Annotated in this window: 26 protein-coding genes and 1 pseudogene; 11 read left to right on the top strand and 16 right to left on the bottom strand. The window is 40.2% G+C overall.

Going from position 1 to position 26,875, the window contains the following annotated elements; genetic code table 11:
• On the top strand, nucleotides 1-117 hold a 117-nt coding region (locus GYX91_RS08430; RefSeq protein WP_144340592.1), incomplete at its 5' end, for an integrase core domain-containing protein.
• Nucleotides 118-374: 257 nt separating this feature from the next.
• On the opposite strand, the gene GYX91_RS08425 is transcribed toward GYX91_RS08430, so the two are convergent.
• From GYX91_RS08425 to GYX91_RS08350, 16 genes are all read right to left on the bottom strand, one after another.
• A complete protein-coding gene (locus GYX91_RS08425; RefSeq protein WP_084561254.1) occupies nucleotides 375-920 on the bottom strand; it encodes a cysteine hydrolase family protein in 546 nt (181 codons plus the stop codon).
• Between the two features lie 1,069 nt (nucleotides 921-1,989).
• A complete protein-coding gene (locus tag GYX91_RS08420; RefSeq protein ID WP_174830579.1) occupies nucleotides 1,990-3,498 on the bottom strand; it encodes an RNA-directed DNA polymerase in 1,509 nt (502 codons plus the stop codon).
• A gap of 453 nt (nucleotides 3,499-3,951) precedes the next feature.
• The gene (locus GYX91_RS08415; protein ID WP_174830578.1) at nucleotides 3,952-4,569 is read right to left on the bottom strand and encodes a hypothetical protein; all 618 of its coding nucleotides are present in this window, start codon (nucleotides 4,567-4,569) and stop codon (nucleotides 3,952-3,954) included.
• A 2-nt stretch (nucleotides 4,570-4,571) separates the two neighbouring features.
• Entirely contained in the window at nucleotides 4,572-5,309 is a 738-nt protein-coding gene (locus tag GYX91_RS08410) for a hypothetical protein (RefSeq protein ID WP_174830577.1), read from the bottom strand.
• Nucleotides 5,310-5,588: 279 nt separating this feature from the next.
• Nucleotides 5,589-6,824 carry a restriction endonuclease subunit S gene (locus GYX91_RS08405; RefSeq protein WP_174830576.1) on the bottom strand — a complete coding sequence of 412 codons (1,236 nt, stop codon included), beginning with the start codon at nucleotides 6,822-6,824 and terminating at the stop codon, nucleotides 5,589-5,591.
• On the bottom strand, nucleotides 6,814-8,454 hold the full coding sequence (locus GYX91_RS08400) for an N-6 DNA methylase (RefSeq protein WP_174830575.1): 1,641 nt from the start codon (nucleotides 8,452-8,454) through the stop codon (nucleotides 6,814-6,816). Before GYX91_RS08400 ends, GYX91_RS08405 begins: the two co-directional genes overlap by 11 nt.
• The gene (locus GYX91_RS08395) at nucleotides 8,454-11,555 is read right to left on the bottom strand and encodes a type I restriction endonuclease subunit R (protein WP_174830574.1); all 3,102 of its coding nucleotides are present in this window, start codon (nucleotides 11,553-11,555) and stop codon (nucleotides 8,454-8,456) included. The genes GYX91_RS08400 and GYX91_RS08395 overlap by 1 nt, the downstream gene beginning before the upstream one ends.
• Nucleotides 11,556-11,954: 399 nt before the next feature.
• Entirely contained in the window at nucleotides 11,955-13,217 is a 1,263-nt protein-coding gene (locus GYX91_RS08390) for a Y-family DNA polymerase (RefSeq protein ID WP_174830573.1), read from the bottom strand.
• Complete coding sequence (locus GYX91_RS08385; RefSeq protein ID WP_174830572.1) at nucleotides 13,201-14,598, bottom strand: 3'-5' exonuclease family protein; 1,398 nt, start codon at nucleotides 14,596-14,598, stop codon at nucleotides 13,201-13,203. The genes GYX91_RS08390 and GYX91_RS08385 overlap by 17 nt, the downstream gene beginning before the upstream one ends.
• A 10-nt stretch (nucleotides 14,599-14,608) precedes the next feature.
• Nucleotides 14,609-15,232, bottom strand: coding sequence for a LexA family transcriptional regulator (locus GYX91_RS08380; protein WP_174830571.1), 624 nt, complete (start codon nucleotides 15,230-15,232; stop codon nucleotides 14,609-14,611).
• Between the two features lie 209 nt (nucleotides 15,233-15,441).
• A complete protein-coding gene (locus tag GYX91_RS08375; protein ID WP_174830570.1) occupies nucleotides 15,442-15,684 on the bottom strand; it encodes a hypothetical protein in 243 nt (80 codons plus the stop codon).
• A 34-nt stretch (nucleotides 15,685-15,718) separates the two neighbouring features.
• Complete coding sequence (locus tag GYX91_RS08370) at nucleotides 15,719-16,324, bottom strand: nucleoside triphosphate pyrophosphatase (protein ID WP_084547664.1); 606 nt, start codon at nucleotides 16,322-16,324, stop codon at nucleotides 15,719-15,721.
• A 158-nt stretch (nucleotides 16,325-16,482) separates the two neighbouring features.
• On the bottom strand, nucleotides 16,483-17,475 hold the full coding sequence (locus GYX91_RS08365; RefSeq protein WP_174830569.1) for an MDR family oxidoreductase: 993 nt from the start codon (nucleotides 17,473-17,475) through the stop codon (nucleotides 16,483-16,485).
• Nucleotides 17,476-17,647: 172 nt separating this feature from the next.
• Nucleotides 17,648-18,268 (bottom strand): TetR/AcrR family transcriptional regulator, encoded by a 621-nt coding sequence (locus GYX91_RS08360; protein ID WP_174830568.1) that lies wholly within the window; start codon nucleotides 18,266-18,268, stop codon nucleotides 17,648-17,650.
• Nucleotides 18,269-18,317: 49 nt separating this feature from the next.
• The gene (locus GYX91_RS08355) at nucleotides 18,318-19,160 is read right to left on the bottom strand and encodes an SDR family NAD(P)-dependent oxidoreductase (RefSeq protein WP_025331293.1); all 843 of its coding nucleotides are present in this window, start codon (nucleotides 19,158-19,160) and stop codon (nucleotides 18,318-18,320) included.
• 205 nt (nucleotides 19,161-19,365) lie between these two features.
• Nucleotides 19,366-20,325, bottom strand: coding sequence for a PhoH family protein (locus GYX91_RS08350; protein ID WP_084547661.1), 960 nt, complete (start codon nucleotides 20,323-20,325; stop codon nucleotides 19,366-19,368).
• A 242-nt stretch (nucleotides 20,326-20,567) separates the two neighbouring features.
• Between GYX91_RS08350 and hisB the strand changes: the two are divergent.
• From hisB to tatC, 10 genes and pseudogenes are all read left to right on the top strand, one after another.
• Nucleotides 20,568-21,158: pseudogene (hisB, locus tag GYX91_RS08345) on the top strand (imidazoleglycerol-phosphate dehydratase HisB); the annotation flags it as partial.
• A 529-nt stretch (nucleotides 21,159-21,687) separates the two neighbouring features.
• Entirely contained in the window at nucleotides 21,688-22,335 is a 648-nt protein-coding gene (hisH, locus tag GYX91_RS08340; protein WP_078475722.1) for an imidazole glycerol phosphate synthase subunit HisH, read from the top strand.
• Nucleotides 22,336-22,384: 49 nt separating this feature from the next.
• On the top strand, nucleotides 22,385-23,122 hold the full coding sequence (hisA, locus tag GYX91_RS08335) for a 1-(5-phosphoribosyl)-5-[(5-phosphoribosylamino)methylideneamino]imidazole-4-carboxamide isomerase (protein ID WP_078475721.1): 738 nt from the start codon (nucleotides 22,385-22,387) through the stop codon (nucleotides 23,120-23,122).
• Nucleotides 23,123-23,269: 147 nt separating this feature from the next.
• A complete protein-coding gene (locus GYX91_RS08330; protein ID WP_025331288.1) occupies nucleotides 23,270-23,599 on the top strand; it encodes a hypothetical protein in 330 nt (109 codons plus the stop codon).
• Nucleotides 23,600-23,633: 34 nt separating this feature from the next.
• Complete coding sequence (gene hisF, locus GYX91_RS08325) at nucleotides 23,634-24,401, top strand: imidazole glycerol phosphate synthase subunit HisF (RefSeq protein ID WP_025331287.1); 768 nt, start codon at nucleotides 23,634-23,636, stop codon at nucleotides 24,399-24,401.
• 51 nt (nucleotides 24,402-24,452) lie between these two features.
• On the top strand, nucleotides 24,453-24,869 hold the full coding sequence (gene hisI, locus GYX91_RS08320; protein WP_174830567.1) for a phosphoribosyl-AMP cyclohydrolase: 417 nt from the start codon (nucleotides 24,453-24,455) through the stop codon (nucleotides 24,867-24,869).
• A 12-nt stretch (nucleotides 24,870-24,881) separates the two neighbouring features.
• Nucleotides 24,882-25,229: a phosphoribosyl-ATP diphosphatase gene (locus GYX91_RS08315; RefSeq protein ID WP_174830566.1), complete on the top strand. Its 348-nt coding sequence runs from the start codon at nucleotides 24,882-24,884 to the stop codon at nucleotides 25,227-25,229.
• Between the two features lie 84 nt (nucleotides 25,230-25,313).
• Nucleotides 25,314-25,514, top strand: a complete 201-nt coding sequence (gene tatA, locus GYX91_RS08310) for a Sec-independent protein translocase subunit TatA (protein WP_025331284.1) — start codon at nucleotides 25,314-25,316, stop codon at nucleotides 25,512-25,514.
• 9 nt (nucleotides 25,515-25,523) lie between these two features.
• Nucleotides 25,524-26,000: a Sec-independent protein translocase protein TatB gene (gene tatB / locus GYX91_RS08305; protein WP_174830565.1), complete on the top strand. Its 477-nt coding sequence runs from the start codon at nucleotides 25,524-25,526 to the stop codon at nucleotides 25,998-26,000.
• Nucleotides 26,001-26,013: 13 nt separating this feature from the next.
• Nucleotides 26,014-26,781 carry a twin-arginine translocase subunit TatC gene (tatC, locus tag GYX91_RS08300; RefSeq protein WP_025331282.1) on the top strand — a complete coding sequence of 256 codons (768 nt, stop codon included), beginning with the start codon at nucleotides 26,014-26,016 and terminating at the stop codon, nucleotides 26,779-26,781.
• The last annotated feature ends 94 nt before the right edge of the window (nucleotides 26,782-26,875 follow it).

Genomic DNA, 26,875 nt, shown 5'->3' with positions numbered 1-26,875 from the left:
GAACAAGCAAGAAAAATAACGGAAGAATGGTTAGAAATATATAACACAGAAAGACCGCATGAAGCATTAAATAATATGACACCAATTGAATATAGAAACATGAAACAAATAGCATGATTTTCTACTTAGTTTGTGTGCTAACAATGGGGTATTTACAATGATTGTTCCAAATATTTTAATTTAAAACATGAATTTTTGATTGTTTATCACTTCCCAATAATTCTTACTTTATCCTATAGTGCCATTTTATATTTTTATTATAAGATATACTTTTCAATAAATTTTCCAATATGTATTTGCAGTAATCTGTATTTATACACTGATTACTATTGTGATTTCAGGGAAGATTAATCAGAAGCAGAGGAGGTAAATAATCAGATTATGGTAGCTCCTAAAGTATTCTGAAAGTGCTTTAATGCCCATGAATGTCCTACCGGGTCAAAGCTGGCAACAGCATGCTGATGCACGACAATCTGATAATTAAGGTTATATGCATCAACTGCTGTATGTAATACGCAGATATCAGTACATACACCGGTTAAATGTATTTCGGTAATATTTCTTTCACGCAGGCGTAAATCCAGATCTGTTCCGCTGAATGCAGAGTAGTGGTGTTTATTCATCCAGTAAACTTGCGGATTGGTTTGATTGGCTATGTAGAGCTGTTTCAATGAACCGAAGAGATTCTGACCGTGGGTACCTATGATATTATGCGGCGGAAATAATTTATTTTCCGGATGGTACTTATCATCAGGTTCGTGCGCATCAATTGCAAATACCACAAAATCTTTCTGCTCAATAAACGTTCTGGTCAGATTTACCATTTCGTTTTCTATGGCTTGTCCCGCCTGACCGGTTGTCAGTGCTCCGTCTGTGGCAATAAAGTCGTTGGTATAGTCGATTGAAATAAGTGCTTTCATATGTCATTTATCAAATTGTTATTGTTGTCTGAGTTTTGTGAATTATAAATCATAAGTTAAACTGATTTTATTTTATTGTGTCAATTGGTGTTTATATAATTTTATTTTTAGTCAAGGTTGAATTCGCGAATTCGAACCTCGTTTCCGTACTGAATCTTCTCCTAAGAATTTCTAAAATTTATATAACTATTTGAAATAATAAAATTAATATTAAATTTATTGTCTATTGCAATCTATTTAACTCTACTTATTAAAGCAAGTACATTTAAGTCCACAGCTATATTCATTTTAGACAGCTGTTTTAACTGGGTATTTTATTTCCTATAATATATTTTTTAGGTCAGGTAGATACTCGATCATTACAAGGTAGTGTTTCTTAGTTCCTAGTTATTTTTGTCATGAAAATACTTTGAACAACGAATAAGAGGATAACACTTCCAACCGATTTATCAATCCGATGAGCCAAATCTACCCTTAATGTATATATCCTTAAGGACAGGGCTGGTCTTTACCTTAACATTAAGCAGAACATTACTAGGCAATCGCTATTTCGCTTTTACTGAGAAAGTATACAAAAATGGATCTCTTTCGAGGATTAACTCTGATATAAATTTATAGAAAGTACGTTCTTAACGGCAACAGTCTCTGTATTTAATCACATCGGGTGTTAACCCGTGTACGGGCGAAAAACAAGATTAAAATTTTTGGAAAATTTTTTCAGATAAAATTAATTTTTGTTGAGTATGTACAAACATAGAAGGAGTTTAAGTTTAGAAAGTTAGAAAGGCCAAGCTAATCATCGATAAAGTACGCATATTCAAATAGAGAAAAGCGAGGAGGATTATTTATTGCGAAGAAGTATCGAATCTGGTCAAATAAGATTTTTCGTTTGTCATCACTGAAGGATTTATTGTCCGTAATCCCGCAGGAAATTTAGATATTGTAGCCCTACAATCATTAAAGACCAAGTAAAAAGATATCAACAAAGACAAGAATACTTATAGGAACTGATTACTATCGGCACTGGTTCCAACTAGTATAGATTAAATTTTGATGATAATTACTGCTATTAATTAGGATATGCAAATATATCAAATTCTGTAAAATTAATTCTATCATCTAAACTATCAAAAATATTTTGATTAAAAATTGATTCATTTTTCAATATTTTTAGAATTTTTGTATCATTCACCCATGAATGGTTCCATAGTTGTATCTGTTTATTTTTTAAAGCTATTTGGCATAGATGTTCAGAAAATTCTATATCAGGTAACTTATTTTTTAACATGCGTTGTAGCCATATTTGAGCAAATCCGGAATCAGACATACGTTCTAGCTTTTGATAAACTTTCATTGCAAGATTTTTTTGTTCTTCCTCATTCAATATAACTAAGAATTGACTAATTATAGCGCAACAAACCGAAATACTTTTAGGATTTAGATAAGCAATATCTGCGACAATACTGATGATTTGTCTTGAGTATTGACTAAGATTTTTATCCTTTTCTTTTGTAATACGTTTTTGAAATTTGTTAAGTGCTGTTGTGAGACTACCAGAGTTTGGATACTCTAAAGAATGGTATTTAATTAATAGAATATGTTTTTGTAATGTAAGATTATTTATTTCTGGATTTGGTAATTGTAACCAGGCTAGTTTATCTTTTTTGATAGATGCCATGACAACATTATTATGATCTTTTGTTTTACTTGAATTAAGTTTTAAACCGAATGGTCTCAATATTTCAGATAGTAATTTTAAAATAATTTTTCCATTATTCGTAGAGTTTACAAAAATTCTATAATCATCTCGGTATCTGAGTATAAAATAATCATCAATATTATTTTCTTTTATTTTTCCTGTTAGTAGCTCATCAACATATCCTAGAACCATTTCGGCTATAAAATCCATTAAAACAGAGCCTTGTGGTATACCATTTGTTTGTTGGTACTGTGCCTCCTGAATGCTAGAATCAATAAAATTGCCAAGCAAGTCTCTCCCACGATTTTTTTTTGCAATCTCTTTTGTTTCAATAGCCCATGCGATAGAATGTGTATAAATTGAACTATAACAATCTGCTATATCTGTTTCAAATATAAAATCATAATCAATGGATAACGCTATTGACTCCTGTTCTACAGCTTCCCACCATTGTGAGATTTGTTGAGCTTTGTCTCTTTGTTTATTTTCTGCTTTGACAGGTATGCTTAAACAGCGAATTTTAGGGTTCTGTTGAAATTTTTTAAATCTTTCTTTTATTTTGCTCCAGCTTTGTGGTTCTGTAATTTTATCTACTAAAGCAACATATACTAAAGGATGGATGATCTGTAAAGGTCTCCATGAGAGCTTGCCATCTTTATTTGTATAAAGAGTATAATTTACATCATCTAGATTTTTTATTTTTTTTAAGTTAGATAATTCATTCAGTGTTCGATGATTTAATTCCTCAGCTAATTTTTGCAGCAACTCTGTAAATGAGAAATATATTGGTAAATCAATATTGCAATAGCTTTCATGTTTTAGAAAAAATTTTTTTGCTGAATCATTTTGTAAATCTAAAAGAGATTTTCTAGATGCCATTACTTAATTCTCATATTGCTTCTTATAAAAAGCTACATTTTATAATTATTGTGAAGAGGATTGACTGATAATTTTTTAAACTTGCTTAGATAATATCCATAAATCGTTTTTAGTTGGAAATGTTAGTCAAAAATATAACACTGTTTTCTGGCTATTGTAAATAAATGGTATTAGCTAAAACAATGATATGTATTTTATAATTTTGTTAACTATTTAGACATTTGCTAGAGAGAAAGTCTGACAAAATATTCAATACTTTGTTGCAGGGCACTAGTCTGGTTTTGTTTATCATTGAGCTAAAGCATTTGTAGTGCCAACTATTATTCTTTCTTAATTAATATATTTAGCGTTAGTGATTTCAGTATTTTACTATTGTTAATAATTCTTCTCTGTGCTTTATTAAGTGGCGTTGTAATAAATATTGCAGCAGCCTGATTTAAGAAATATTTATCATTATTTAATTTGGTAGATTAAGCGAAAAGTTTGTTCCTCCTTACCATTGTGACTACGAAAGGGAAGTTTATGTTTTGTTTCATCGGTTCTGATACAAGGCATTTTCTTCTTTCCTACAGGACAGTTAGTTAATGAAGCTCTTGCTCCTTGAGCTTCTAGATTTTGAATAGAATGCTCTAAATAAGTTAGCTCTGCACGTCTGTTTTCAATTTCATCAAAAGTAGGTATATAGCAAATTACAAATATGAGCATCATCACAAAGCATAAAGCTAAAACGGACCAATTAATAATAATTATCTTCCATTTTAATTTTTTTGCTGCTTCAGCTAAGGTATCTGCAGTTTGTTGGGCTTTTCTATCAAGTTCTTGTAAGTCACCTATTACTTTTGTGGAGACAATATTGGCGCTTGTTTCTGCGGCACCTTTAATGGTATTCGGAACATCTTGAATAAATTGGTGAACAGTATGTTCAATAGTTTGATGCAGTTGCATTGACCTTTTAATAGCATTTTTGATGTCTTCTTGGCTTTGTGTTTGGTTATTCATTAATATAGCTAATGCATCAAAGCCATCTTGCAATTGTTTATTCATTACTTTGTATTCGTCGTTATTATTCATAATTACCTCTCAAAGCTTGGTCCATCTCTTTCTATTTCTCTTCTATGTCTGATGATGTGTTGTTGTTTAATTTCTACTTCTTTTCCTTTCCACTCTTGCTGTAGAGAGTTTCGCCAGTATTTATAATCCTTTCTTAGATCCATTATATCTTTCATCACCACATAATGAATTTCACCTTTAGGATTGATGGATAGTAATAATCCTCCTGAACCACATTTTCCACCATTACCTAATGTTTTACGTACTATATTTAAATACCTTTCAGCATCTTCTGGAGTATAGTCATCTGAACCATTGGAGACATCGCTTGCGATATACTCAATAAATTTATTAAATACATTTGGCTGATGCTCTGGTAGTGAATTCATCTCAACATAGGGACCAATTCTGCTGACTAAGGTGTGGTTATTCAAATCATCTTGGGTTACGCTAGTTTCTATATACCAATGGATTTTTTTAGAGATTGATAGCAGGTCGTAATATTGTTCATTCTTTAAGATATTTTCTAGCATCTTATGACGGATTAATTCTTTGTTAGAATGATTCTTAGCTTCCTTGAATTCAATTAAGTAAACTTTGTTTCCTAGCTTAGCCATTAAATCACCTAATAACTTATCAGCAGGTGTCTGCTGCAGTAGATTAATATGGCTAGTAAATGATAAATCAGTATTTTTAGAGCCAATACGATAGCCTAATCCAAATAGAAAGTTACCGATAATGATGTTCTCGTAGATTTTCATAAAGTGTTTGACCTTAAGACAAAGAATTTTCAACTTTCTGATTGTTTAACTTCATTAAATAGTATATTTTCTAAGGCTTTATTTATTAAGATGACCGCTTGTTTGCCGCAAAACATCCGTAATCCTGCGAAGTATTTGTTTGGGATGATTTGTAAGTCTCAGTTAGGAGCGTTTAGGACCACTAGGTTGGATTATCAAGATCAGGTTAAGTCTATCATTATAACACTCATATATTAGCTTTAAAAAATACTCGCTTTAGTCAAACTAAAGCGAGTGCTGTTATTTCACTGTAACTTGACCATTCATTAGCATGGGGAGAAGAAAATCTCTTAGTGAGGCTAGACGAGCATTTTCATAATAATTTTTAATAATTTTTCTAATAATCGGGTTGGAAATATTACTAAATTTTTCAATTGTTTGCTGCTGAAAAGGAATTGCATAATCAATTATTAAATTTGGATCTATTCTTTTATGACTATTTGATGTTCCTGTGGACGATTGAGAGCAGTAATCAATAAATGGTTTCGACGTGGTTATACAATACAAAAAACTTTTACTTTCAAAATTATCTGTTCTTAAAACCACAAATTCAGTTGAACATATTTGGTCTTCTGCAGCCATTGGATATACTACTCTATTAAACCAAGGGTTTAATTTAGATACTAATAAATCATTTTCGGTAACTCTAAACTTATTACTTTTAATGTTGCATCCATACTCTATTTTATATATTTTATTTTCGTCAAACTGTGGAATACTAAAATATTTAAATATCTTTGAGGCACTCTTTTCTGGAATAATTGTTTCAGTTATTATGTTCGTTAGCGATGAAAGTCTTTTAAAAAGCCACCCCTCAGGTATTTCACGTTTTAAAGTGCTGTTATAAACCATCTTACCGCCTGAGCTTTTATAAGGCTTTCCTTCTTCATTAGGAAAATCAAACTGTACAAACCAATAGTCATATAAGGTTTTCGCCATAGCTTCTAATTCAGTATTAATGCGGTTGTTTAGTTCGATTTTTTGATCAATCAACATTAGTACTGAGGAGATTTTAATTTGTTCTTGCTTACTATCAGGTAAATAAATAAGATAATTTTTGATATCATTTGAGTTCAAATTTTTTCTTATTCCTGATGATAGGTTACGAATATTTTGGTATTGTGTTTTTAAAAAATAATAAACATATTCAAAGTCAGCATATTCAGGGTCTATTTCTATATTACAACATGCTTGATTGGTTGCCATTTCAGTCTTTAAAATAGATAAATTACCACGTGTTTTTCCCTCTCCATACATAGCAATTGATAGAGTGTTTTTAGGGAATATCTTCATATTGTTTTTTTTAACAGCTTCTTCAGAAATATATTCTTTTGTATCAAAAATATATTTATTACCTAATTGCTCTGTTTTTAGCCACGGTACAGTAGGATTGACCCAAAATAATGGATTACTCCTTAATGGAGTAAGTCCACTTGAAATATTTTTCGCTATACTTGATAGTGGCTTAATAATCATACTTCAACCCCGCCAACTGCTTTTTAATTTCTTCTTCTAGTTCATGGGACTGTTTAAATAGATTGTCTAAGTTTTGAGTATAACCTTGCATTTTGGCAGCAAATTCTTCTGGAGTAATATCCACGTACTCAATTTTTACGTCAAAATATTGTCCGGCGCTTAAAGAGTAGTTTTTGTTGATAATGTCCTCATAACTCACCACAACTGAAAAATCTTCATGTGCTTGTTTTTGGTTGAAGGCTTCGGTAATTTGTTGTTCTTCGGCTGGGGTGAGTACAGTTTTTTGGTTTTTGCCGTCTTTCACTTTTTTACCAAGGCTGGAAGCATCAATCAAAACTACCTTATCTTTATTGGTGGCATCAATAAAGATAATCGAGACATTAGTGCCAGTGGTGGCAAAAATATTGCTGGGCATGGAGACTACGCCTGCCAGCATTTTATTATTCACCAAATGCTCACGGATTTTTTTATCAATTCCTGATTGTGCCGTAATAAAGCCGGTGGGCACGACTACGGCTGCTTTACCTGTAGGTTTTAAGGAAGTGATTATATGCTGTAAGAACAATTGGTAAATTTCCATTTTGTCCTTATCTTTGGCTTTGATTTTTGGAATACCGGCAAAAAAACGGTCTTCATTGGCTTTGGTGTCTAAATCATTGCGATAGTCGCTAAAATCAAGCTTAAACGGTGGATTAGATACAATATAATCAAACTGTTTTAAGTGGCTACCTTCTTTATGGTAAGGATGCAATATAGTATTACCCTGTATCACATTAGGTATAGAATGCACGAGACCATTCAAAATCAAGTTTAAGCGTAATAAGTTAGAGGACTTTTGTGAGATGTCTTGGGTATAGATGCTACACCGACTCTCACCAATAGCATGGGCGACGTTCATTAATAGGGTGCCTGAACCCGCCGAAGGGTCATAACAGCTGACATTATTTACTTTACCCCGTTGTTCAACAGGCACAAGCACCGCCGCCATAATACGAGCCACGGCATGAGGGGTGTAATATTCGGCATATTTACCACCACTATTGCTGTTATAGTCTTTGATCAGGTATTCAAAAATAGTAGCGTAGAAGTCAAAGCCTTTTGAGAAAATATGTTCAAAGCTAAAGGCTACCAGCTTGTTAATGATAGCACGACAGAAGTCATCTTTTTTGCTCTCGTCGGCAATAAAGTTGCTGACGCGGTCAAACAAAACTACCTTAGCCCCGCCTTCTGTTTTAATGGAGAATACGTCGGTATTGCTACTGGCAATGTCGATTAGTGTGTCATCAAAGATTTTAGCAAAATCTTTTTGATTTTGGTTGTTAAACAAATAGCCAATAAAGTGCACAGGCTTTAAATGCGCAACCCCCGCGGGTAAACGCAACAGGAGCATTTCGTATTGTTCACCCTCCATTGAGGTCAATACTTCTTCCCACTTATCGGCTTTAGCTATGTGAGGATCCGTTTTTTTAACGGCTGAAGCAAATTGGTCGTTTAAAAACTTATAGAGAAAAGCTTGGGTGATGATTTTAAATTCGTTGCCATCGTTACCCAGGCCATAGTTAGCACAAATAGCTTTTAGATCGTCAATTAAGGTTCTAGTTTGTTCTTGAAAAGAGAGTTCTACTACCACTAATGAGCTCCGTTAGTAAATTCTTTAAGGTATTCTTTAACCACCAGCTCATTAATATAATGAGAGGTAGCAGGATTTAATTTAATCTGTTGTTGCGTCATAAATTGGTTAATGACCGTCGGCATAGTAATTTGTTTAAAATACCCTTCATTATTTAGAAGTTGTAAATTTTGTAATACTTGCTCATCGGTATCGTGTTTTACACCATTTAATGCTTCGAAAATTTTACGTTCATTCGCGCTTATTTCGTTTTTTTCTGTTAAGCGTTTATGAATGCGGACATATTTTACATCACCTGAGTATTTTTGACGAAGCAAATTGTCCTCTCCATTTAATATTTTAACACGCTCATAAATTTTATTGAGTACCTCGGTATTGGCTTTCATTTCTTCTTGGGTGGTTGCACTCAAGTTCTTTTTCTTAAATAGCCGTTCCAGCTCTTCTTTTAAGGTGATAAATTTAGGGTCATCTTGGTCAAAATTATCGTTCAGCGCCTCACGGGTACGTCTAAGTGTTTTCTGATAATCGTCTGCCAGTTGCAGTTCTTCTTCCCCAACTTTAATAAATTCAAAGAGAATATCTTCTAAGGCAAGATTCAATAGGTTAGTGTTTTCTGTGCCTTTTTCTAGGCTCTCTTTCAGGTTGAGCAGATTAAGCCGATTAGTCGTTTCACGGTAAAGCAGGTTAAGCTTATTAAAATCGAGTTGATCTAAAAGGCTAGACTCCCCTTGTAGGCGAATAAGGTTGTATAGAGTCTTGGCATTAGCTAAGGCTTTTTTAAGCGCTAAAATCGTTTCACGATTGTCTATTTCATTAATTTGCTGTGAAAAAATTTCAGCATTGGTGATATTGTATTTAAAAAGTGCATCTTTAATCTGTTCGATTTCTTGCTGAATTTCTTGTTGCGATTTAAACAGCTGTGAGTAGCCCTCTATTTCGTCACCCAACTCGTCTTGTAGTTCTTCGAAATAAGCTTTATTGGTAGCATCAAACTCTTTGCGAATATCTGCAAAATCAACCACGTAACCATAGCAAAAATCTTTATAAGGCCGATTTACACGCGTTAGCGCTTGCAGTAGATTATGAGAACGTATTACACGCCCTAAATAAAGCTTTTTTAATCGTCTGGCATCAAAGCCTGTTAAGAGCATGTTAAATACAAAGAGTAAGTCGATTTTGCCTGCTTTAAAGTCTTCAATCCAGTCTTTACGCTGTTGTTTTGTACCTACGTCGTGCAAAATTAACGCAGCTGTTTTAACTTTGTTATCTTGCTTACGTTTAACAGTATATGTTGTGATTGGTTCTGCTACTTTTAATGGAGTCAGTTCATTATCGTTAGCCGCTGCCTGGTTGAGCAACTGGTTATTTTGTAGGTAACGATCATTAAATAGCTTAAAGAGTTGCTTGGCTTGTTCCGCACTGTCACAGATGACCATTGCACCAATGGTGGAGTCAGCAAGGACGCCTCTGCTTTTTTGAAAATCAGTAACAATATAATCCAGCATGGGTTCAACAAAGCTAGAGTGGGCATAAATAAATTTCTTATCTACATCACCTTGTTGAATCTCGGCTTCCTCTAAGGCTTTTTGTAAAGCCATTTTGTAATGAGTGGCGATTTCTTCACGGATTAGCCTTAGGGTGTAGCCATCGGCAATAGAGGCGTTATAGTAATATTTATGAATATAATCGCCAAATAATTGGCGCGAGTTATAGTCTGTACCTAATAATGGCGTACCGGTTAAACCAATTTTAATTGCGTTAGGGTCAGATTGCTCTAGATTGGCTAAAAAGCTACCTTTAGGGTTGTAGCTGCGGTGTACTTCATCTAGAAAGTATACCCGTTGAATACTGACATCATAATCGTTCATTGAAACAACATCGGGGTCATCCTTAAATTTTTGAATGTTGACCACGGTAATTTCGGGCTTACCAATATTATTATGAATCGCTTTAGTGGCTTTAATATCTTGACTAAATGCCTCACGCGAATCAATGGTATAAACAGTTAAGCCACGACAGGTAAATTCTCGCTGTGCTTGAGTAAGTAGATCGATCCGATCCACAATAAAATAAAATTTAGGAATAATCTGTTTTTGCTGAAAATAATCGGTTAAGAACCTAACATTATAGTAAGCTAGGGCTGTTTTGCCGCTGCCTTGGGTGTGCCAGATAATGCCTTTTCTAATACCCTCATTAAGTTTGTTCTCAATCGCTTTAGTTGCAAAAATTTGGGGGTAACGCATTATGTGCTTTTCAATCCCTTGTGTTTCTTCCACATAAGTAAGCGCATAGCGTAAAATAAAAGCTAATCTGTCTTTGCTTAATAATGAGGTACAAATACGGTTTGTTGGCCTAAGTTCATTTTTATTGAGCTGATACTCATTACTGCTTCGAAGCGTCTCTTTGTTATTATCTTTGAGAATTTCTAGCTCTTTTTGCTCATCCAACGGCTTAGAAAACTCAGGTAAAATTAATGTTTGTTCTTCTCTAAAGTAGTTAAAAATAGGCTCACCATAAGAGGCACTAGCATAGAAAGCGCCTTGTAGTGGTTGAACAGCACCATCTTCATATTCCATGTTATTAGAAAAGATCATAAACTGAGTTATATTTATAAAGCGCTTAAACTTTTTATTTTGAAAGCGTTTATTAATTCGATCACGTTCAGCTAATATTCCTTCAGGATTATTTGGTTTTTTAACTTCAATAAAGACTAACGGCATGCCATTAATGAGTAACGTTATATCGGGTCTAAATTCTTCATCACCATTTTTGTAGGTTAGCTCAGTCACCACATGAAAGCTGTTGTTATTAAAACACTCGAAATCGATAAGTTTTGTGCCTGAACTCGCTGTTAATTTTTCATAAAAGGCTTTACCTAAATCTTCATTATCTAACGTTAATTTTACTTCTTCCAGTAATCGCCTGACATCATCTTGCTCTAGATTAGGATTAATTTTTGCAATCGCTGGAAGAAATAATTCAGGAAAAATATTGGTGTTAATATCCCAATGCTGTGTTTTGAGTGATAAATACTGATATCCTAAACGAACCAAATGCATAATGGTTGGTATTTTAACGCGTGTATCTTCATTGAATGCCATAACTAATCCCCTCAATTTTTATAGCAGTCAAGACCAGATTTTATAATAACCCACTCTGATGATGATTTCAGTTGGGTGGTATCTAGCCTGAATTGTCACCAAGTAATGTTTGTGCAGATGCTGTTACTTGATGTATTTTTCCTTAATCAGTTAGATTATTATTATTGTAATAATCTACGTATTCGTCCAGATAAAATTTTAATGTTTTTTTACTCGATATAGTAATCTTTAGTATAAATTAAACTTTTATTAGCTTGGGAAACAGGCTTCAATTTGTATTGAATATAGATATTATTAACTTTTTTTGAGAATACTCCGCTCTTAACTGAATGTTCTTTGATTTTTGGATGAATCTCATTTAAAAAACGATCTTGGTTATGGATAGTCTGTGTAAAGTATTCAGATAGTTAATATTTCTTTAATTCTGGTTGTGATGCAGTTGCTTAGCTGAGTTCGGGTCATAAGCCAGTCGCCAGATTGCAGCTCGCTGCCAAGCAGGATGCTGCCGCGGCCGTAGCGGCTGGTGATGTTGTCCCATGCTCTCATTAGTTCAGGGCGGTGATTGTGCTGGCTGTGGCAGAGTAAATCTAACTGCCGGAAGGTGTGCACTGGTTCGATGCCACTCAGTTCAATTCCACATTTTTTATATTCGTAGCCGGAACGGTAGATGCTGTTTAACAGGTGCCGGGCAATGTGGTTGAGGGTGAGTGTGTCGTTACTGGCCTGAGGCAGTTTGGTAATTCGGTAGCCGTTGTATTGTGGCAGGTCGTGGCGAAAGCGGTTGGTGTAGATAAATACACCAATGATATGTGCCTGACTGTTTTGTTCGCGCAGTTTGGCTGCTCCGGCGGTAATATGATGGCTGATGGCCGCCTGTAAACCGTCAAGATTGGTGACCATGTTGCCGAAGCTGCGGCTACGGACAATATTCTGACGACCGGCTTCTTCTGTGATGAGTTCGCTACAGGGAATTCCCTGCATTTCCCGCTGGGTACGTTCGAGTACAACACCAAATTGTTTTCTTAAGGTTGGGGTATGGGCATTGATGAAATCCAGAGCGGTGTGAATGCCTTGGGCGGCGAGTTTGTGGCCGGTTCTGCGGCCGATACCCCAGATTTCGGTAACCGGTTCGCTGGCAAGAGCTCGTTGTCTGATATTCTGATTCCAGTCTGTCCAGACAACAACGCCATTGAAATGATGGCGGTGGCGTTTGGCCAGATGGTTACAAAACTTAGCTAGTGTACGGGTAGGGGCAATGCCAACGCAGGTGGGGATGCCAACCCATTGCTGGATACGGGAGCGGATATTGTGGCCGAGCTGATGCAGGTTGTTCAGACCGTGCAGGCTGGCAAAGCATTCGTCGATTGAGTAGATTTCAATGGCCGGTACCAGTGAGGCAATGGTGCTCATCATGCGTCGCGACAGGTCGGCATACAGTTCGTAGTTGGACGAGAAAACGATTAGTTTGCCTTGCCGCACGAGGTGCTGAATCTGAAAGTAAGGTACGCCCATTCTGATGCCCATGTCTTTGGCTTCATTGGAGCGGGAAATGACGCAGCCGTCGTTATTGCTCAGTACGATAACGGGTTGCTGCCTGAGTTCGGGGCGATAGACTCTTTCACAGGAGCAATAGAAGTTATTACCGTCAATCAGGGCAAACATGGGCAGGATTCAAGGCTTGCAGCAGATGTTTATGCTGACGGATGATTTGATAGATGTCGCGATCAAGCTGTCCTCGCGGCTGATTGAGCAGGGTTTGCAGTTCGTCGGTATTACCGGCACTACCTAGATAAATCCAGTGGTGAAAGATGTGGTATTTGTGCTGTTCTTTTATATAGGCGTAACCACTAAACGGCCATGCAGCCAGTTTAAGTTTCTGTAAGGCCAGTGCAAGTTTGAGGTTGTGCATGTTGGCGGTAATTTTGTTGATGCAGGCACCACTGCACTGATGCAGCTGATGGCGGAAGCAGGGGCGGTTATTGCTGCCTTTTTCGATCCCCAGAGTTTGCAGACACAGATCGGTGTTGCTGATGATGTTTTTAATGCTTTTCTGTGCATCGCTTTTGCTGTGAAACAGGCCGTAATAGTGCTGTTCGCGGTTAAGCTGAACGTGGCGCATGGGTACAATGCTCAGGGTGTTGTATCCGTTAGTATTGGTATTCAGCTGGAAGCTGAACAGGTCTTTCTGACGGCGCAGGCGGCGGTTGAGGATGGGCTGGCGCTGCTTAATCTGGGCTGATTCGGTGAGCAAGGCATCCAGTTCGCCGCTACAGGGGATAATGTCGATTTTTCTGGCTTGCTGTGACAGGCTCATTTCTTTGCTGTTGTGTACATCCTGACTGAAATGGCTCATCAGGCGGGTTTTAACTTGTTTGCTTTTGCCAATATACAAAGGAATGTCGTTGTCACCATAAATAAGGTACACGCCGTAATCGTCGCTGATGTTGTCCAGAACATCGCTGTGCAGGTGAGCGGGCAGGCTGGGGCGCTGCATGATGGTTTTACAGGCCTGATGCAGGATGTCTGCGGGAAAGTTGTGTCTGAGCTGCTGCCAGAAGTCGTAGATAGCCCGGGCATCGGCAAATGCCCGGTGACGGTTTTGCATGTCGAGGTTGTGGCGGGCAATAATTTTGTCCAGTCCGTGATGTTTGTGTTCGGGATAAAGCAGACGTGACAGTTTAACGGTGCATAGTTGCTGCGGGTTGAATGTTCTGCCCAGACGTTTAAAAGCGGCTTTGATGAAGCCGTAATCAAAACGCACATTGTGCGCTATAAAGATTCGCTCTTTGAAGATGGCTGCCAGCCGGTCGGCAATTTCATTATCGAAATAAGGTGCTTTTTCTACCATTTTATTGCTGATGCCGGTAAGAGACTGAATAAAAGGCGGAATGCTGGTATCAGGATTAAGCAGGGTATGAAAAGTTTGTGGCTGCTGCTGTCCGGCTTCTGTGTAAATAACCGCGATTTCGGTAATACGGTCGCTGGTGGTGCGTCCGCCGGTAGTTTCGATATCGACAAAGGCAAGTTGCTGATCTGAAAACATGGTTTCTGGGTTAGCGGATATGTTTGATAACGTAGGTTACGACGCCGACGATGGCAAGGGTGTCGCCTTCTTTTAAGCTGAAATTGGGATAAGACTGGCTGCTGTTTTCGGAGTGTAGTTCGATGCGGCTGTTATCCAGTTTGTGCAGTCGTTTGATGGTAAATTCATTACCTAAATCGGCCATGACGATATCACGGTGTTTGGGTGTGATGGAGCGGTCAATGATAAGCAAATCGTTGCGGCTGATGCCGGCATCCTGCATAGAATCACCACCGCAGCGTACGGCAATGGTGGCAGCCTGATTTTTTATCAGGTACTGGTTGAAGTCCAGATAATCGCTGATATAGGGTTCTGCCGGGCTGGGAAAGCCGGCGGGAATGGTTTCGGTGGCTAAGGGAATGTTGAGCCGCGTGAGGTTGTCGGCTATTTTCCAGCAGTCGGCAGGCAGATTTTGTGCCGGTCGCAGCGGGGTAACGGCCAGCTGATTCATCAGGTGTTCTACTGCCGGTATCAGGCTGACGGGAATGCGTTTGACTATTTTGGGTCCGGCAATTCTGGCTTTGCGTCCGGCGCCGGCTCTTACGCCGCCATGCTGATTGTGTTTTGCTGCTGTATCAACCACAATTGTGCTCATCTTGATTAAGTTATTTAATCAAGAATGGTAGATTTTTGATTTTTCTGCGTCAATTATGCCTGCTGCGGATGGTTGGTAATGGTTTGTTTTTTATCTGTTATGCTGTCGGATATTACCCATGCTAATCAAAGCTAACTTATTTTATAGTTTTGAATTGGTTTGTATTGATGTTATCGAATGCAGATAAATTGTGATGGCAGACAATAGGTTTACTGATGTTGTGCAGGCAGGGAGGCAGGACGGGTCGGATGGCTGTTTGAGCCTGAAGCGTTACTGGCTGAGTTTATTTCATCCGCAATCCGGTCCAGGGTAGTGGTGGTTTCCAGGTGAGTACTTTGGATATCCGAAGCGGTGATAGCTGCGGCTTCACTGACGCTGTGTGTGCTCTCATTATGTGAACAGGCTGTCAGGCAGATGAGTGTGAGAGTGAATAGTGGAAGAGAAATTTTCATGATAGTTGTACGGACGCTGATTTAATTCTGCTTATTATGATCGGGTAAGTGGTGTACAGCCACATTGGGTAAGCAGCTGAGTAGTTTCGTATACAGGCAAACCCATGATGCCGGTGAAGCTGCCGCTGATATGCTCGACCAGCATTCCGCCCAGCCCTTGGATACCGTAAGCTCCGGCTTTATCCAATGGCTCACCGGTAGCAATATAAGCGGCAATCTGTTCATCATTTAAGGCGGCAAAACTGACTGTACTGGTTTGCAGGGTCTGAAAGGTTTGATTTTGCCAATAGATGCAGACTGCTGTATGGACATGATGTTGTTGTCCTGACAGCAGTTTAAGCATACGAGTTGCGTCGTTGATATTTTCCGGTTTGCCGAGAATCAGGTTATTCAGGCTGACGGTGGTATCGGCACTGATAAGGGGAAACTCTGGTGGCTGTTGTTTGCTTTGCTGCCAGGCATTGAGTGCTGCACGGTTTTTCATGCTTGCCATGCGCTGAACATAATCTGTGGCGTTTTCATCTGGATAGGGGGTTTCATCGATCTCTGCATTTAGCCGCAATACATGGTAGCCAAGATTAATGAGGATTTCATGCCGGCGCGGGCTGCCTGATGCAAGATAGACGGTTAGCGGATTCATTGATACAGGATGATTATGTATGGTTGAAATTGACTACGGTTATTTTAGTATTGCTTTAAGTTAGCATGTTGCTTGTTAACAATATAATAAAAGATTATGCCGGATATTTGTTAGCTGCAAGTCATATCCGGTAGCAGATTAGGTTTACTATTATCGGTTTAATGGTTTACATCGACAATAAATCGTCCTCGGATTTTACCACTAATGATATCTTCTGCAATGTCGCGACACTGATTCAGCGATATGGTATGCGCGATATTTTCTAATTGCTGAATGTCCAGATGTCTGGCAAGAAAATCCCAGGCTGCAATACGTTTTGCCCGTGATGCCATGACGCTATCAATACCTGCCAGAGTGATACCTCGCAAAATAAATGGCGCAACTGTGGCCGGAAAATCCATACCCTGTGCCAGCCCACAGGCGGTAACAATGCCACCATACCGGATTTGTGCGCAGATATTAGCCAGGCTATGAGAACCAAGCACGTCAATGGCTGCCGACCATTGTTCCTTTTGTAATGGTTTGCCTGTATCAGACAAGGTTTTGCTGTCGATAATATGCTGCACACCTAGTTGCTGCAGATAATCTGTATCGTTGATTTTGCTGGTAGCTGCGGTAATGGTATAGCCCAGCTGAGTGAGTAACATAATTGCCACTGATCCGACACCGCCGGTGGCTCCGGTAACCAGAATATTACCCTGTTCGGGAGTAATGCCGTGTTCGAGTATACGTTGTACACACAAGATTGCTGTATATCCGGCGGTTCCGATAATCATGGACTGTCGGGCAGTTATGCCTGCGGGTAGGGGGATAAGCCAGTCTGCATTGAGAAAAGCACGCTGGCTCATGCAGCCCCAGTGGGTTTCTCCACAGCCCCAGCCATTTAAAATCACTTTATCCCCGGTTTTGAAATCCTTACTGTTGGTGCTAATAACGGTTCCAACACCATCTATACCGGGAATCATCGGCCACTGCCGTACTACAGGTCCGCTGTTGGTAATAGCCAGGGCATCTTTATAATTCAAACTTGAATACTGCACCTCAATCAGGGTATCACCTGGTTGTTGCAACAGGGTGTCTTCACTAATATTTTGGATATTGCAGGAAAATTCAGTCTGATTTTTTTCTAAGAGTATGGCTTTGGATAGCATGATGATATTCCTGTTGCAGTTAACTAGACGAATGGTCTGTTTTTATTATAGACCGGTTGTCTAGTTGTAAGCAATTATTGCCGAATCTATCTGAGTATATAAGGGATTTTGATTAAATTTCAGTTAAATAGAGTGTTATTGATTATGACTGGTAACAGATATTGGAAGCTGATTAATGGTTTTTTATCAGATTAAAAAACTGTTCGGTAAAGATATCCAGCGGCGTTGCATTTTTGAGCAGTTTGGCACGGCTGACTGCACCTTCCCAGCCAAGCCAGAAGAAGTAAGCCAGTTTTGTGCAGTCTGTTTGTGAACTGATTTCTTGCTGCTGTTGCGCCAGCTGCAAACAGCAGGCTATTTTTTCCTGCCAGTTGTGCAGGATGTTATTGAGTAAAGCAGGATAATTTTGTGGCAGAAGAGATTCATTCTGCATTAGTTCACCCACCAGACAACCTCTGTTGAAATGATATTTGGCCATACTGGTTTTGGCATCTGTGCAGAATGCATTAATTCTGGCCAGTGCGGAAGAGATATTCTGGTTTAATAAATGTTGTTCCAGTTTTTCAGTAAAAAAGTGGTCGTAGTATTGGAGTATGGTTATGCCAAACTCTTCTTTACTCTTGAAATAGTGATAAAAAGAACCTTTGGGTACGCCTACCTGTTTCAGTATGCTTTCAATATTGGCACTGATGTAGCCGTGTGTGGTCATGGCTGCTACGCCGCTGTGAATAAGGGCGATTCTGGTGTTATTACCTTTGCGGGATAATGAGGGTGTACTGAATAATTCTGTCATTGTTATAAGATTTTTGCGGGCTGGTTGGGACAAATGGCTGTGGCAGGGGTCAGTTTGATTTTCCCTGTTTTCTGACGGCAGTGCGACATAGCCAGTCCAGACAGCTGATGGGCAGGAATTTTTTCAGATACCAGAAGAGGTGTGCCGGTACGGTAACCGGGTAACGTGCTTTAGGTTTGCTGGCATTGAGTGCACGGGCGCAGACCTGGGCGCATTGTTCGGCAGTCAGTGTAAATGGTGCGACAGAACCGGCTGCCTGCAGGCGGTTGAGCTGTGCCTGATAGGCGGCACGATGCACGCTGTTTTCAACATCTATATATTGTTTGAATTTAATCAGTGCATTGGGACGAAAGCGACTGGTGATTGGTCCGGGCTCAAGCAGGCTGATATAAATACCACTGGCATGAGTTTCATGACGCAATGTATCACAAAGTCCTTCCAGTGCAAATTTACTGCTGGTATAAGCACTGCGCCAAGGCATGGCTGCATAGCCCAGTATGCTGGAATTTACCAGAATACGGCCATGCTGCTGACGCCGGAAAATTTTCATTGCTGCGTTGATGCATTGCCATGTGCCGAATACGTTGGTATTAAACTGTTCCTGTAAGGCTGCCCGGCAAAGATCCTCGGCTGCGCCTGTCTGTCCATAACCGGCATTGCAAAATAAAGCATCAAGGTGGCCGAATTCGGCTATTACGGTTTCGATAGCTGCCTGTATCTGTTCATCATTGGTAATATCCAGTTGCAGACTGTGAAAACCTTCTGAACGTAAGCGCTCTACATCTTCTGCCCGACGGCAGCTTGTATAAACGTGCCAGTTGTCTTGTCGCAGAAGCTGAGCAGTTGCATACCCGATACCACTGGAACAGCCTGTGATCAGAATAGTTTTCATCATATTTATGTCGGTTGGAATTTAGTTACCGGATGTAGTTTAACATGCCGGAAAATGGATATGTCCGGGTTGTTTGACAGTTATGCTGTTGGCAGCAGGCGGTAAAATATCATTTTCCTGTCTGTGCGGAATATGCAGCTTCTGCCGGTAATCAAATTATTTTATTGCGTTATCAGCGTGCTTTATTTAATCGTTAATTAAAAGATTACTGTTCTTTTTCAGCTGCTTCATCATAAGCGTCGACAATTTTCTGTACTAACGGATGGCGTACTACGTCTTCGCTGGTGAACACGTGAAAATAAATCCCCTCAATGTTGCTGAGTTTTTCACGCGCATCTTTCAGACCGCTTTTGATATTTTTAGGTAAGTCGATCTGGCTGATGTCACCGGTAATCACTGCTTTGGCTCCGAAGCCGATACGGGTCAGGAACATTTTCATTTGTTCCGGTGTGGTATTCTGGGCTTCGTCCAGAATAATATAAGCCCCGTTAAGTGTGCGTCCGCGCATATAGGCTAAAGGTGCGATTTCAATCAGCCCTTTTTCCAGTAGTTTGGTCACACGGTCGAAGCCCATCAGGTCATAAAGGGCATCATACAGGGGACGCAGATACGGATCGACTTTTTGTGCCAGATCGCCCGGCAGAAATCCGAGTTTTTCTCCGGCCTCTACAGCTGGACGAACCAGTACGATACGTTCTACCTGATGTTTTTCAATGGCATCTACTGCGGCGGCGACAGCAAGATAGGTTTTACCGGTACCGGCAGGGCCCAGACCAAATACGACATCATGTTTTAATAATGCCTGTATATAACCGTTCTGACGCGGGGTGCGCCCGCTGATGTTGCCGCGGCGGGTGCGCAGTGTCCAGACTTTAGGTTCATGGTGGTCTGAGTTTTCCTGGGTGGTGGTTTTGGCTTCTACCGCAGCTAAATGGATGTCACTATCGCTGATATCGCGCTCACGCGCTATGCTGGCCAGATTCTCCAATGCTTTCACTCCTTGACTGATATGTTCTCCGCTTAAGGTAAAATGGTCAAAACGACGGGTAATTTCAAGATCCAGAGCTTTGCCCAGGCTGATAATGTGCTGGTCTAATACGCCGCACAGGCGTTGCAGAGAAATATTGTCTATCTGATGTAACTGATAATGGCTGGTTTGACTCATAATTACAATAAATAAAAAGATAAATATTGATTTTAATATGTAGTCAGGCTGATCGAAAGCAAGAGAGGATGATTTGATAATATTTTATCCGATAAAAGTGTTTTTTGTGTTTGCTTAAAGAAAACACCGGCTGACCTTGCCGGCAGAATTGAGTTGATATAGATTGTAGGTGTGGTGGAGAAATGCTGCAGGCAATTTATACTACTGCATATATAAATAATTCTGAAATGGAACATTGCATGCGAACTGCGACAATTACGCGTAATACCAGTGAAACAAAAATACAAATAAGTATTAATCTTGATGGCACCGGTGTAGGAAATTTTGATACCGGAGTGCCTTTTCTGGAGCATATGCTTGATCAGATAGCCCGCCATGGGTTGATTGATCTGGATATCCGTTGTCGCGGAGATCTGCATATTGATGATCATCATACTGTTGAAGATATTGGCATTGCGCTGGGACAGGCGTTAAAACAGGCACTGGGTGATAAATGCGGTATTACGCGTTATGGTCACAGTTATGTGCCGCTGGACGAGTCTTTGAGCAGGGTGGTGCTGGATTTATCCGGTCGCCCCGGTCTGGTGTATAACGTAGAGTTTACCCGGGCGTTAATCGGCCGGTTTGATGTGGATTTGTTCAGTGAATTTTTTCATGGTTTAGTGAATCATGCCATGATGACTTTGCACATTGATAATTTGCGTGGTTTGAATGCTCATCATCAGGCAGAAACGATTTTTAAAGCCTTCGGTCGTGCTTTGCGAATGGCTGTTACTCAGGATGAGCGAATGGCAGGGGTGATGCCGTCGACGAAAGGTACGCTGACTGCATAATGGTTTTGTATAGATTCTAATCCGCTGGTGTGTATACATTGGCGGATAAATTTATTTATGTCGGTCTGTACGAGTAATTATGAAACCATCTGCAATAATTTATTTTGCAAATCACAATTACTGATGGCTGTCTTATATACGTTATATTGTATTTGAAGTGATTGATTACAGTTTCTATCGGCTTGTACAACAAATTGCTGATGAATATGCCGGTTATTTATATCTTTAGGATTATTTTTTTACGGTTAGCTGTCATTGAATTTAACGGATAAAAATAAATGAAATCAGTCACCGGATAATAAAATTCTGATGGATAATATGGAAATAATCAGCATAATTGCTGATAAATATGTGTTTTTTTAGCAAGATTATGGCTACGTATCATAATCTGCCAGTTTCAGATTTTCAGCTATCCGGTGTTCATGTATGATAACAAGCTGTTTCTTTGCAGGCAGCCCGTTAGTGATAACCGGACTCCGGATAAACTTTTGCTGCAGGTATGTTCAGTTGATTTTATAAAGATATGAAGATGAAAGTAGCCATTGTCAATTATGGTATGGGAAATCTGCATTCAGTGCTGAAATCTGTACAGGCAGCAAACCAGTTACAGCAGATGCAGGCGGAAGTTATTCTGACAGCCGAACCGGATGAGGTATATCAGGCTGATAAAATTATTTTTCCCGGTCAGGGGGCTATGCCGGATTGTATGGCTGCTTTGCAGCGGAGCGGATTGGCTGATGCGCTGGAAGACGGATTGCGGCGCAAACCGTTTTTTGGTATCTGTGTTGGCGCGCAATTGCTGTTTGAATGTAGCGAAGAGGGTAATACGGCCGGATTAGGCTGGTTTCAGGGTACGGTACCGCGTTTTCAGGCTGCATTAAGTACTGATGGCAGACCACTGAAAATACCGCATATGGGCTGGAATCGTGTACATCAGATGCAAGAGCATCCTTTATTTGCCGGTGTGGCTCAGGATGAATGGTTTTATTTTGTTCATAGTTATTATCTGCGACCAGAGGATCCTTCAATTATTCTGGGTACGGCTGATTATGCCGGTAATTTTGCCTGTATAGCAGGCAGAGATAATGTTTTTGCTACGCAGTTTCATACAGAAAAAAGCCATGCGGCCGGTTTGCAGCTGCTGGGTAATTTTTTGCGGTGGGATGGTACGTTTTAATTGAAGTAAAGGTACCGGTGTTTAACTCGTCAGTATATTTGAATTTAATATGTTATTGATTCCGGCAATTGATTTAAAAGGCGGACAGTGTGTACGTCTTCAACAGGGGCTGATGGAAAAAGCCACTGTATTTTCTGATGAGCCTGCACAGATGGCTGTGCACTGGTGTCAGCAGGGTGCGCGTCGTTTGCATTTGGTTGATCTGGATGGTGCTTTTGCTGGAAAACCAGAAAATATGACCGCCATCAAAGCGATACTTGAACAGGTAGCGGATAATGTGCCTGTACAGCTTGGCGGTGGCATTCGTGATTTGCATACAATTGAACAATATCTGCAGCTAGGACTGAGTTTTGTCATTATTGGTACAGCAGCTGTGAATAATCCCGAATTTGTGCGTCAGGCATGTGCAGCTTTCCCCGGACAAATTATTGTGGGGCTGGATGCTAGAGATGGCATGGTTGCCATTGATGGCTGGGCAAAAGTGACAGATATCCATGTTACTGAGCTAGCCAGACAGTTTGCGGATGATGGTGTTAACAGTATTATTTACACTGATATTGGTCGTGACGGAATGATGAGTGGTGTGAATATTGACGCCACAGTCAAGCTGGCACAGGCAGCTTCTGTGCCGGTTATTGCATCCGGCGGGGTGAGCAGTATGAAAGATGTGGAATCTTTATGTGCCGTAGCCGGGCAAGGAGTTGTCGGAGCTATTGTTGGACGCGCGATTTATGAAGGTTCACTTGATCTGGCCGCAGCACAGCGGATGGCTGATCAGTATAAGTAATAAATTTTGCTGACAGTGCTTGTATCAGAATATTTTCTGATAATCTGATTTTGTATAAATTAATAATAATCATATAGGACTCGATTAATACCGATAGCCAATATGATTTTTGGACTGTAACTGTACAGGTAATCAGGGAGGACGTTTATGGTTAGCATCTTAGGTGCGGTAGTAATAGTTTTATGGCTATTGTTTACAATGAACCGCCCGAGACAGACTTTTTTTCAGGCCAGTATATTTACGATGGCGATGATGGTATTCAGCAGCATCATAGAACATGCATGGCCGGAAGTTAACAATGTCTGGTTAGTAGGATGGATAGCACAATGGGTATTTGTATTCATTGTCATATGGCTCTTTGATATTATTGCTGTAAGTACTACCAGTGCCGTGATTTATACATTAGTTGTGGGTATTGTTTACTATTTTTATCAGAATCATATTTTTGCTCTGGTTGCGCAGTGGCTAGGTAAATGATTGCTGCTCAGTAGCAGAGAAAGATGGCATTATTATGGCTTTAGCCAAACGTATTATTCCCTGTCTGGATGTTGATAACGGGCGAGTAGTTAAGGGAATTAATTTTGTTTCTTTGCGTGATGCCGGTAGTCCGGTTGAGGTAGCACAGCGTTATAATGATGAAGGTGCTGACGAGCTGACTTTTCTGGATATTACTGCCAGTTCGGATAATCGTGATACGATTTTACATGTTATTGAAGCGGTAGCCAGCCGAGTGTTTATTCCGCTGACAGTAGGGGGCGGCGTACGCAGTGTTGAAGACGTGCGCCGCTTACTTAATGCCGGTGCTGATAAGGTATCAATTAATACCGCAGCAGTGACCAATCCTGAACTGGTTAGTGAAGCCAGTGCATTTTTCGGTAATCAGGCAATTGTTGTGGCGGTAGATGCTAAAGCAGTCAATGCTGAGAATACCTGCTGGGAGGTTTTTACTCATGGCGGACGCCGGCATACCGGACTCGATGCAGTAGCCTGGGCACAGGATATGGCCTTACGCGGAGCCGGTGAAATTTTGCTGACCAGTATGGATCGTGATGGTACCCGTGCAGGGTTTAATTTACCGTTAACCCGGGCTGTAAGTGATGCTGTGTCGGTCCCTGTTGTTGCATCAGGAGGTGTGGGCAATATTGAACATTTGATAGAAGGTGTTCAGGAAGGTCATGCTGATGCTGTACTGGCTGCCAGTATTTTTCACTTTGGTGAAGTACGTATTCAGGATGCCAAGATAGCCATGAAACAGGCCGGTATTGAGATGCGTATCTAATCTAGCTGCCGATAGTGGTTGTATGTTTACCTGAAAATAAGGACAATTGCAGTGTTTGATACGCTTCTGGATGCGATAAAGTGGGATGATAAAGGTCTGATTTGCGCGGTGGTGCAGGACAGACATACTCAGCGCGTTCTTATGGTGGCATGGATGAATGCCGAAGCTTTGCGTCAGACAGTAAGTACTGGTCTGGCTCATTATTACAGCCGGTCACGCCAGCAGCAATGGATGAAAGGCGAACAGTCCGGGCATACGCAAAAGGTATATGAAATGCGGCTGGATTGCGACGGTGATGCACTGGTGCTGCTGGTTGAGCAGTCCGGAGGTATTGCCTGTCATACCGGACATGCCAGCTGTTTTTATCGTGTTTATCATGATGGTGACTGGCAGAGCACTGATCCGGTTATTAAAAATGAAAATGAAATATATACTCGTCCTGCCAATGGACACACACATACTGATTAAAGAGGAAGCAGGATGACACAAGTACCGGAAAAAGCAGATTTTTCCAGAGTATTAACTGAACTGGCTGATGTGCTGGACAGCAGACGTGAGGCTTCACCGCAAACTTCTTATGTTTCACAATTATTATATGCCGGTGAAGATAAAATCCTGAAAAAAGTTATTGAGGAAGCCGGTGAAGTATTAATGGCATCCAAAGACGGAGATAAACAGCATTTAGTTAAAGAAGTTGCTGATGTCTGGTTTCATACGATGGTGTTATTAACTTATCATCAGATTCGGGTTGAAGATGTATTGCAGGAATTGCAGCAGCGGCAAAATGTGTCTGGTCTGACTGAAAAAGCCAGTCGCCAGCCACAGTAATTACAATGGAATTTTAAATATGCGCAGCTGTGAGTAAACAGCAGGCGCATGTTTTTTTAGGCAGTTGAAGTAAAGGATAACATCATGGGCAGTTTTTCAATTTGGCATTGGGCTTTGGTATTACTGATTGTTGTACTGGTTTTTGGCACCAAAAAATTACGTAATCTTGGTAAAGATCTGGGCGGAGCTGTACACGATTTTAAGCAGGGACTGAACGAAAGTGACCGGGAAAGTACAAAAAATGATGATGTAATCGAACATAATAAAGACGACAGCAAAGTGTAGAAAGCATTTATGTTTGGTTTGGGGTTTGGTGAAATTTTACTGATTGCTGCTGTGGCTCTGGTTGTACTCGGACCGGAGCGACTACCCAAGGTAGCACGCAGTGCCGGTCTCTGGGTCGGGCGCATTCAGAATTTCATTAATAATGTTAAAACCGAACTAAGCCAGCAGGCCGGTGTGGCAGAATTCAGGCAGGCGCGTGACAGCATTGAAGCCGCAGCCCGTTCTTTTGAGCATGATATCAATGCCAATGTGCATAGTATCCGCGGGGAAGTAGATGCACTTAAACGTCAGCTCTCTAAAGATGAACAGCAGGCTGAAACAGACAGTACGCCTGAGTTCTCTGGGTCGTCACAAGATTTTCATTTGCCGGTAAGAGAAGCGCCATTGCTGCATCGCGTGTCGTTACGCCGGCAGGCTTTGCAACGCCGGCGGGATATGCGACCGCGGCACAGCATTACTCCTAAACTGCGGGTACGCCGACATTGATGGATAACCGATTGTGAAGCAGGTTGAAGAAAATACTGAATTGACGCTGATTGATCATTTGCTGGAATTGCGTCGCCGCTTGATGTGGATTCTGGGAATTCTGCTGCTGTGCTTTGCAGTTTTGGTGCCTTTTGCGCAAAAAATTTATACTTTTGTAGCTGAACCATTAATGGCGAATCTTCCGGCTGGTCAGCATATGATTGCCACAGAAGTGATTGCCCCGTTTTTTGTGCCATTAAAGGTAACACTGATGGCGGCATTTCTTCTGACACTTCCGCATACTCTGTATCAAATCTGGGCTTTTGTGGCACCGGGTTTGTACAGACATGAGAAACGTCTGATACTGCCATTACTGATTGCCAGTGTTTTATTATTTGCTTTAGGTATGGCATTTGCCTACTATCTGGTTTTTCCGGTTATTTTCCGTTTTCTTACCGGTGTTATTCCTGTTGGTGTCAGTATGGCAACTGATATAGATAAATATTTGTCTTTTATTCTAGGTATGTTTGTAGCATTCGGAGTAACATTTGAAGTGCCTGTACTGGTGATTCTGTTAAACAGAATCGGAGTAGTGTCTGTTCAGCAATTGAAAAAAGCCCGTGCCTATGTGGTGGTAGGTGCTTTTGTTGTAGCTGCCGTAGTGACTCCACCGGATGTGCTGTCGCAAACATTACTTGCTATACCGCTGATTCTTCTTTATGAAGTAGGAATTCTGGTGTGTCGCTGTTGGGGTAGTAGTAACAAAAAGACTGCTTTAACAGTCCACTCGGGAAGAGAATAGTTTTGTCACTTTTGCTTTTTTACTGAAATAACAGGCTGCCTGAGAATTTTCAGGCAGCCTGTTTAATAAATAATATAAGCCGGCTAATGATGTT

Source organism: Snodgrassella sp. ESL0304, from assembly GCF_013344995.1.
Lineage (GTDB): Bacteria > Pseudomonadota > Gammaproteobacteria > Burkholderiales > Neisseriaceae > Snodgrassella > Snodgrassella alvi.
Note: the sequence above shows the minus strand (reverse complement) of the source record. Positions and strands in the feature narration are given on the sequence as shown.

Excerpts from the sequence above, each read along its gene's own strand:
- GYX91_RS08390 (WP_174830573.1), bottom strand. The coding sequence starts at position 13,217 with ATGTTTGCCCTGATTGACGGTAATAACTTCTATTGCTCCTGTGAAAGA.
- hisF (WP_025331287.1), top strand. The coding sequence starts at position 23,634 with ATGGCTTTAGCCAAACGTATTATTCCCTGTCTGGATGTTGATAACGGG.
- GYX91_RS08425 (WP_084561254.1), bottom strand. The coding sequence starts at position 920 with ATGAAAGCACTTATTTCAATCGACTATACCAACGACTTTATTGCCACA.
- GYX91_RS08380 (WP_174830571.1), bottom strand. The coding sequence starts at position 15,232 with ATGAGCACAATTGTGGTTGATACAGCAGCAAAACACAATCAGCATGGC.
- GYX91_RS08415 (WP_174830578.1), bottom strand. The coding sequence starts at position 4,569 with ATGAATAATAACGACGAATACAAAGTAATGAATAAACAATTGCAAGAT.
- GYX91_RS08360 (WP_174830568.1), bottom strand. The coding sequence starts at position 18,268 with ATGACAGAATTATTCAGTACACCCTCATTATCCCGCAAAGGTAATAAC.
- GYX91_RS08385 (WP_174830572.1), bottom strand. The coding sequence starts at position 14,598 with ATGTTTTCAGATCAGCAACTTGCCTTTGTCGATATCGAAACTACCGGC.
- GYX91_RS08330 (WP_025331288.1), top strand. The coding sequence starts at position 23,270 with ATGGTTAGCATCTTAGGTGCGGTAGTAATAGTTTTATGGCTATTGTTT.
- GYX91_RS08370 (WP_084547664.1), bottom strand. The coding sequence starts at position 16,324 with ATGAATCCGCTAACCGTCTATCTTGCATCAGGCAGCCCGCGCCGGCAT.
- GYX91_RS08355 (WP_025331293.1), bottom strand. The coding sequence starts at position 19,160 with ATGAAAACTATTCTGATCACAGGCTGTTCCAGTGGTATCGGGTATGCA.
- GYX91_RS08410 (WP_174830577.1), bottom strand. The coding sequence starts at position 5,309 with ATGAAAATCTACGAGAACATCATTATCGGTAACTTTCTATTTGGATTA.
- GYX91_RS08375 (WP_174830570.1), bottom strand. The coding sequence starts at position 15,684 with ATGAAAATTTCTCTTCCACTATTCACTCTCACACTCATCTGCCTGACA.
- GYX91_RS08420 (WP_174830579.1), bottom strand. The coding sequence starts at position 3,498 with ATGGCATCTAGAAAATCTCTTTTAGATTTACAAAATGATTCAGCAAAA.
- GYX91_RS08350 (WP_084547661.1), bottom strand. The coding sequence starts at position 20,325 with ATGAGTCAAACCAGCCATTATCAGTTACATCAGATAGACAATATTTCT.
- hisA (WP_078475721.1), top strand. The coding sequence starts at position 22,385 with ATGTTATTGATTCCGGCAATTGATTTAAAAGGCGGACAGTGTGTACGT.
- GYX91_RS08395 (WP_174830574.1), bottom strand. The coding sequence starts at position 11,555 with ATGGCATTCAATGAAGATACACGCGTTAAAATACCAACCATTATGCAT.
- GYX91_RS08405 (WP_174830576.1), bottom strand. The coding sequence starts at position 6,824 with ATGATTATTAAGCCACTATCAAGTATAGCGAAAAATATTTCAAGTGGA.
- GYX91_RS08315 (WP_174830566.1), top strand. The coding sequence starts at position 24,882 with ATGACACAAGTACCGGAAAAAGCAGATTTTTCCAGAGTATTAACTGAA.
- hisH (WP_078475722.1), top strand. The coding sequence starts at position 21,688 with ATGAAAGTAGCCATTGTCAATTATGGTATGGGAAATCTGCATTCAGTG.
- tatA (WP_025331284.1), top strand. The coding sequence starts at position 25,314 with ATGGGCAGTTTTTCAATTTGGCATTGGGCTTTGGTATTACTGATTGTT.
- GYX91_RS08365 (WP_174830569.1), bottom strand. The coding sequence starts at position 17,475 with ATGCTATCCAAAGCCATACTCTTAGAAAAAAATCAGACTGAATTTTCC.
- tatB (WP_174830565.1), top strand. The coding sequence starts at position 25,524 with ATGTTTGGTTTGGGGTTTGGTGAAATTTTACTGATTGCTGCTGTGGCT.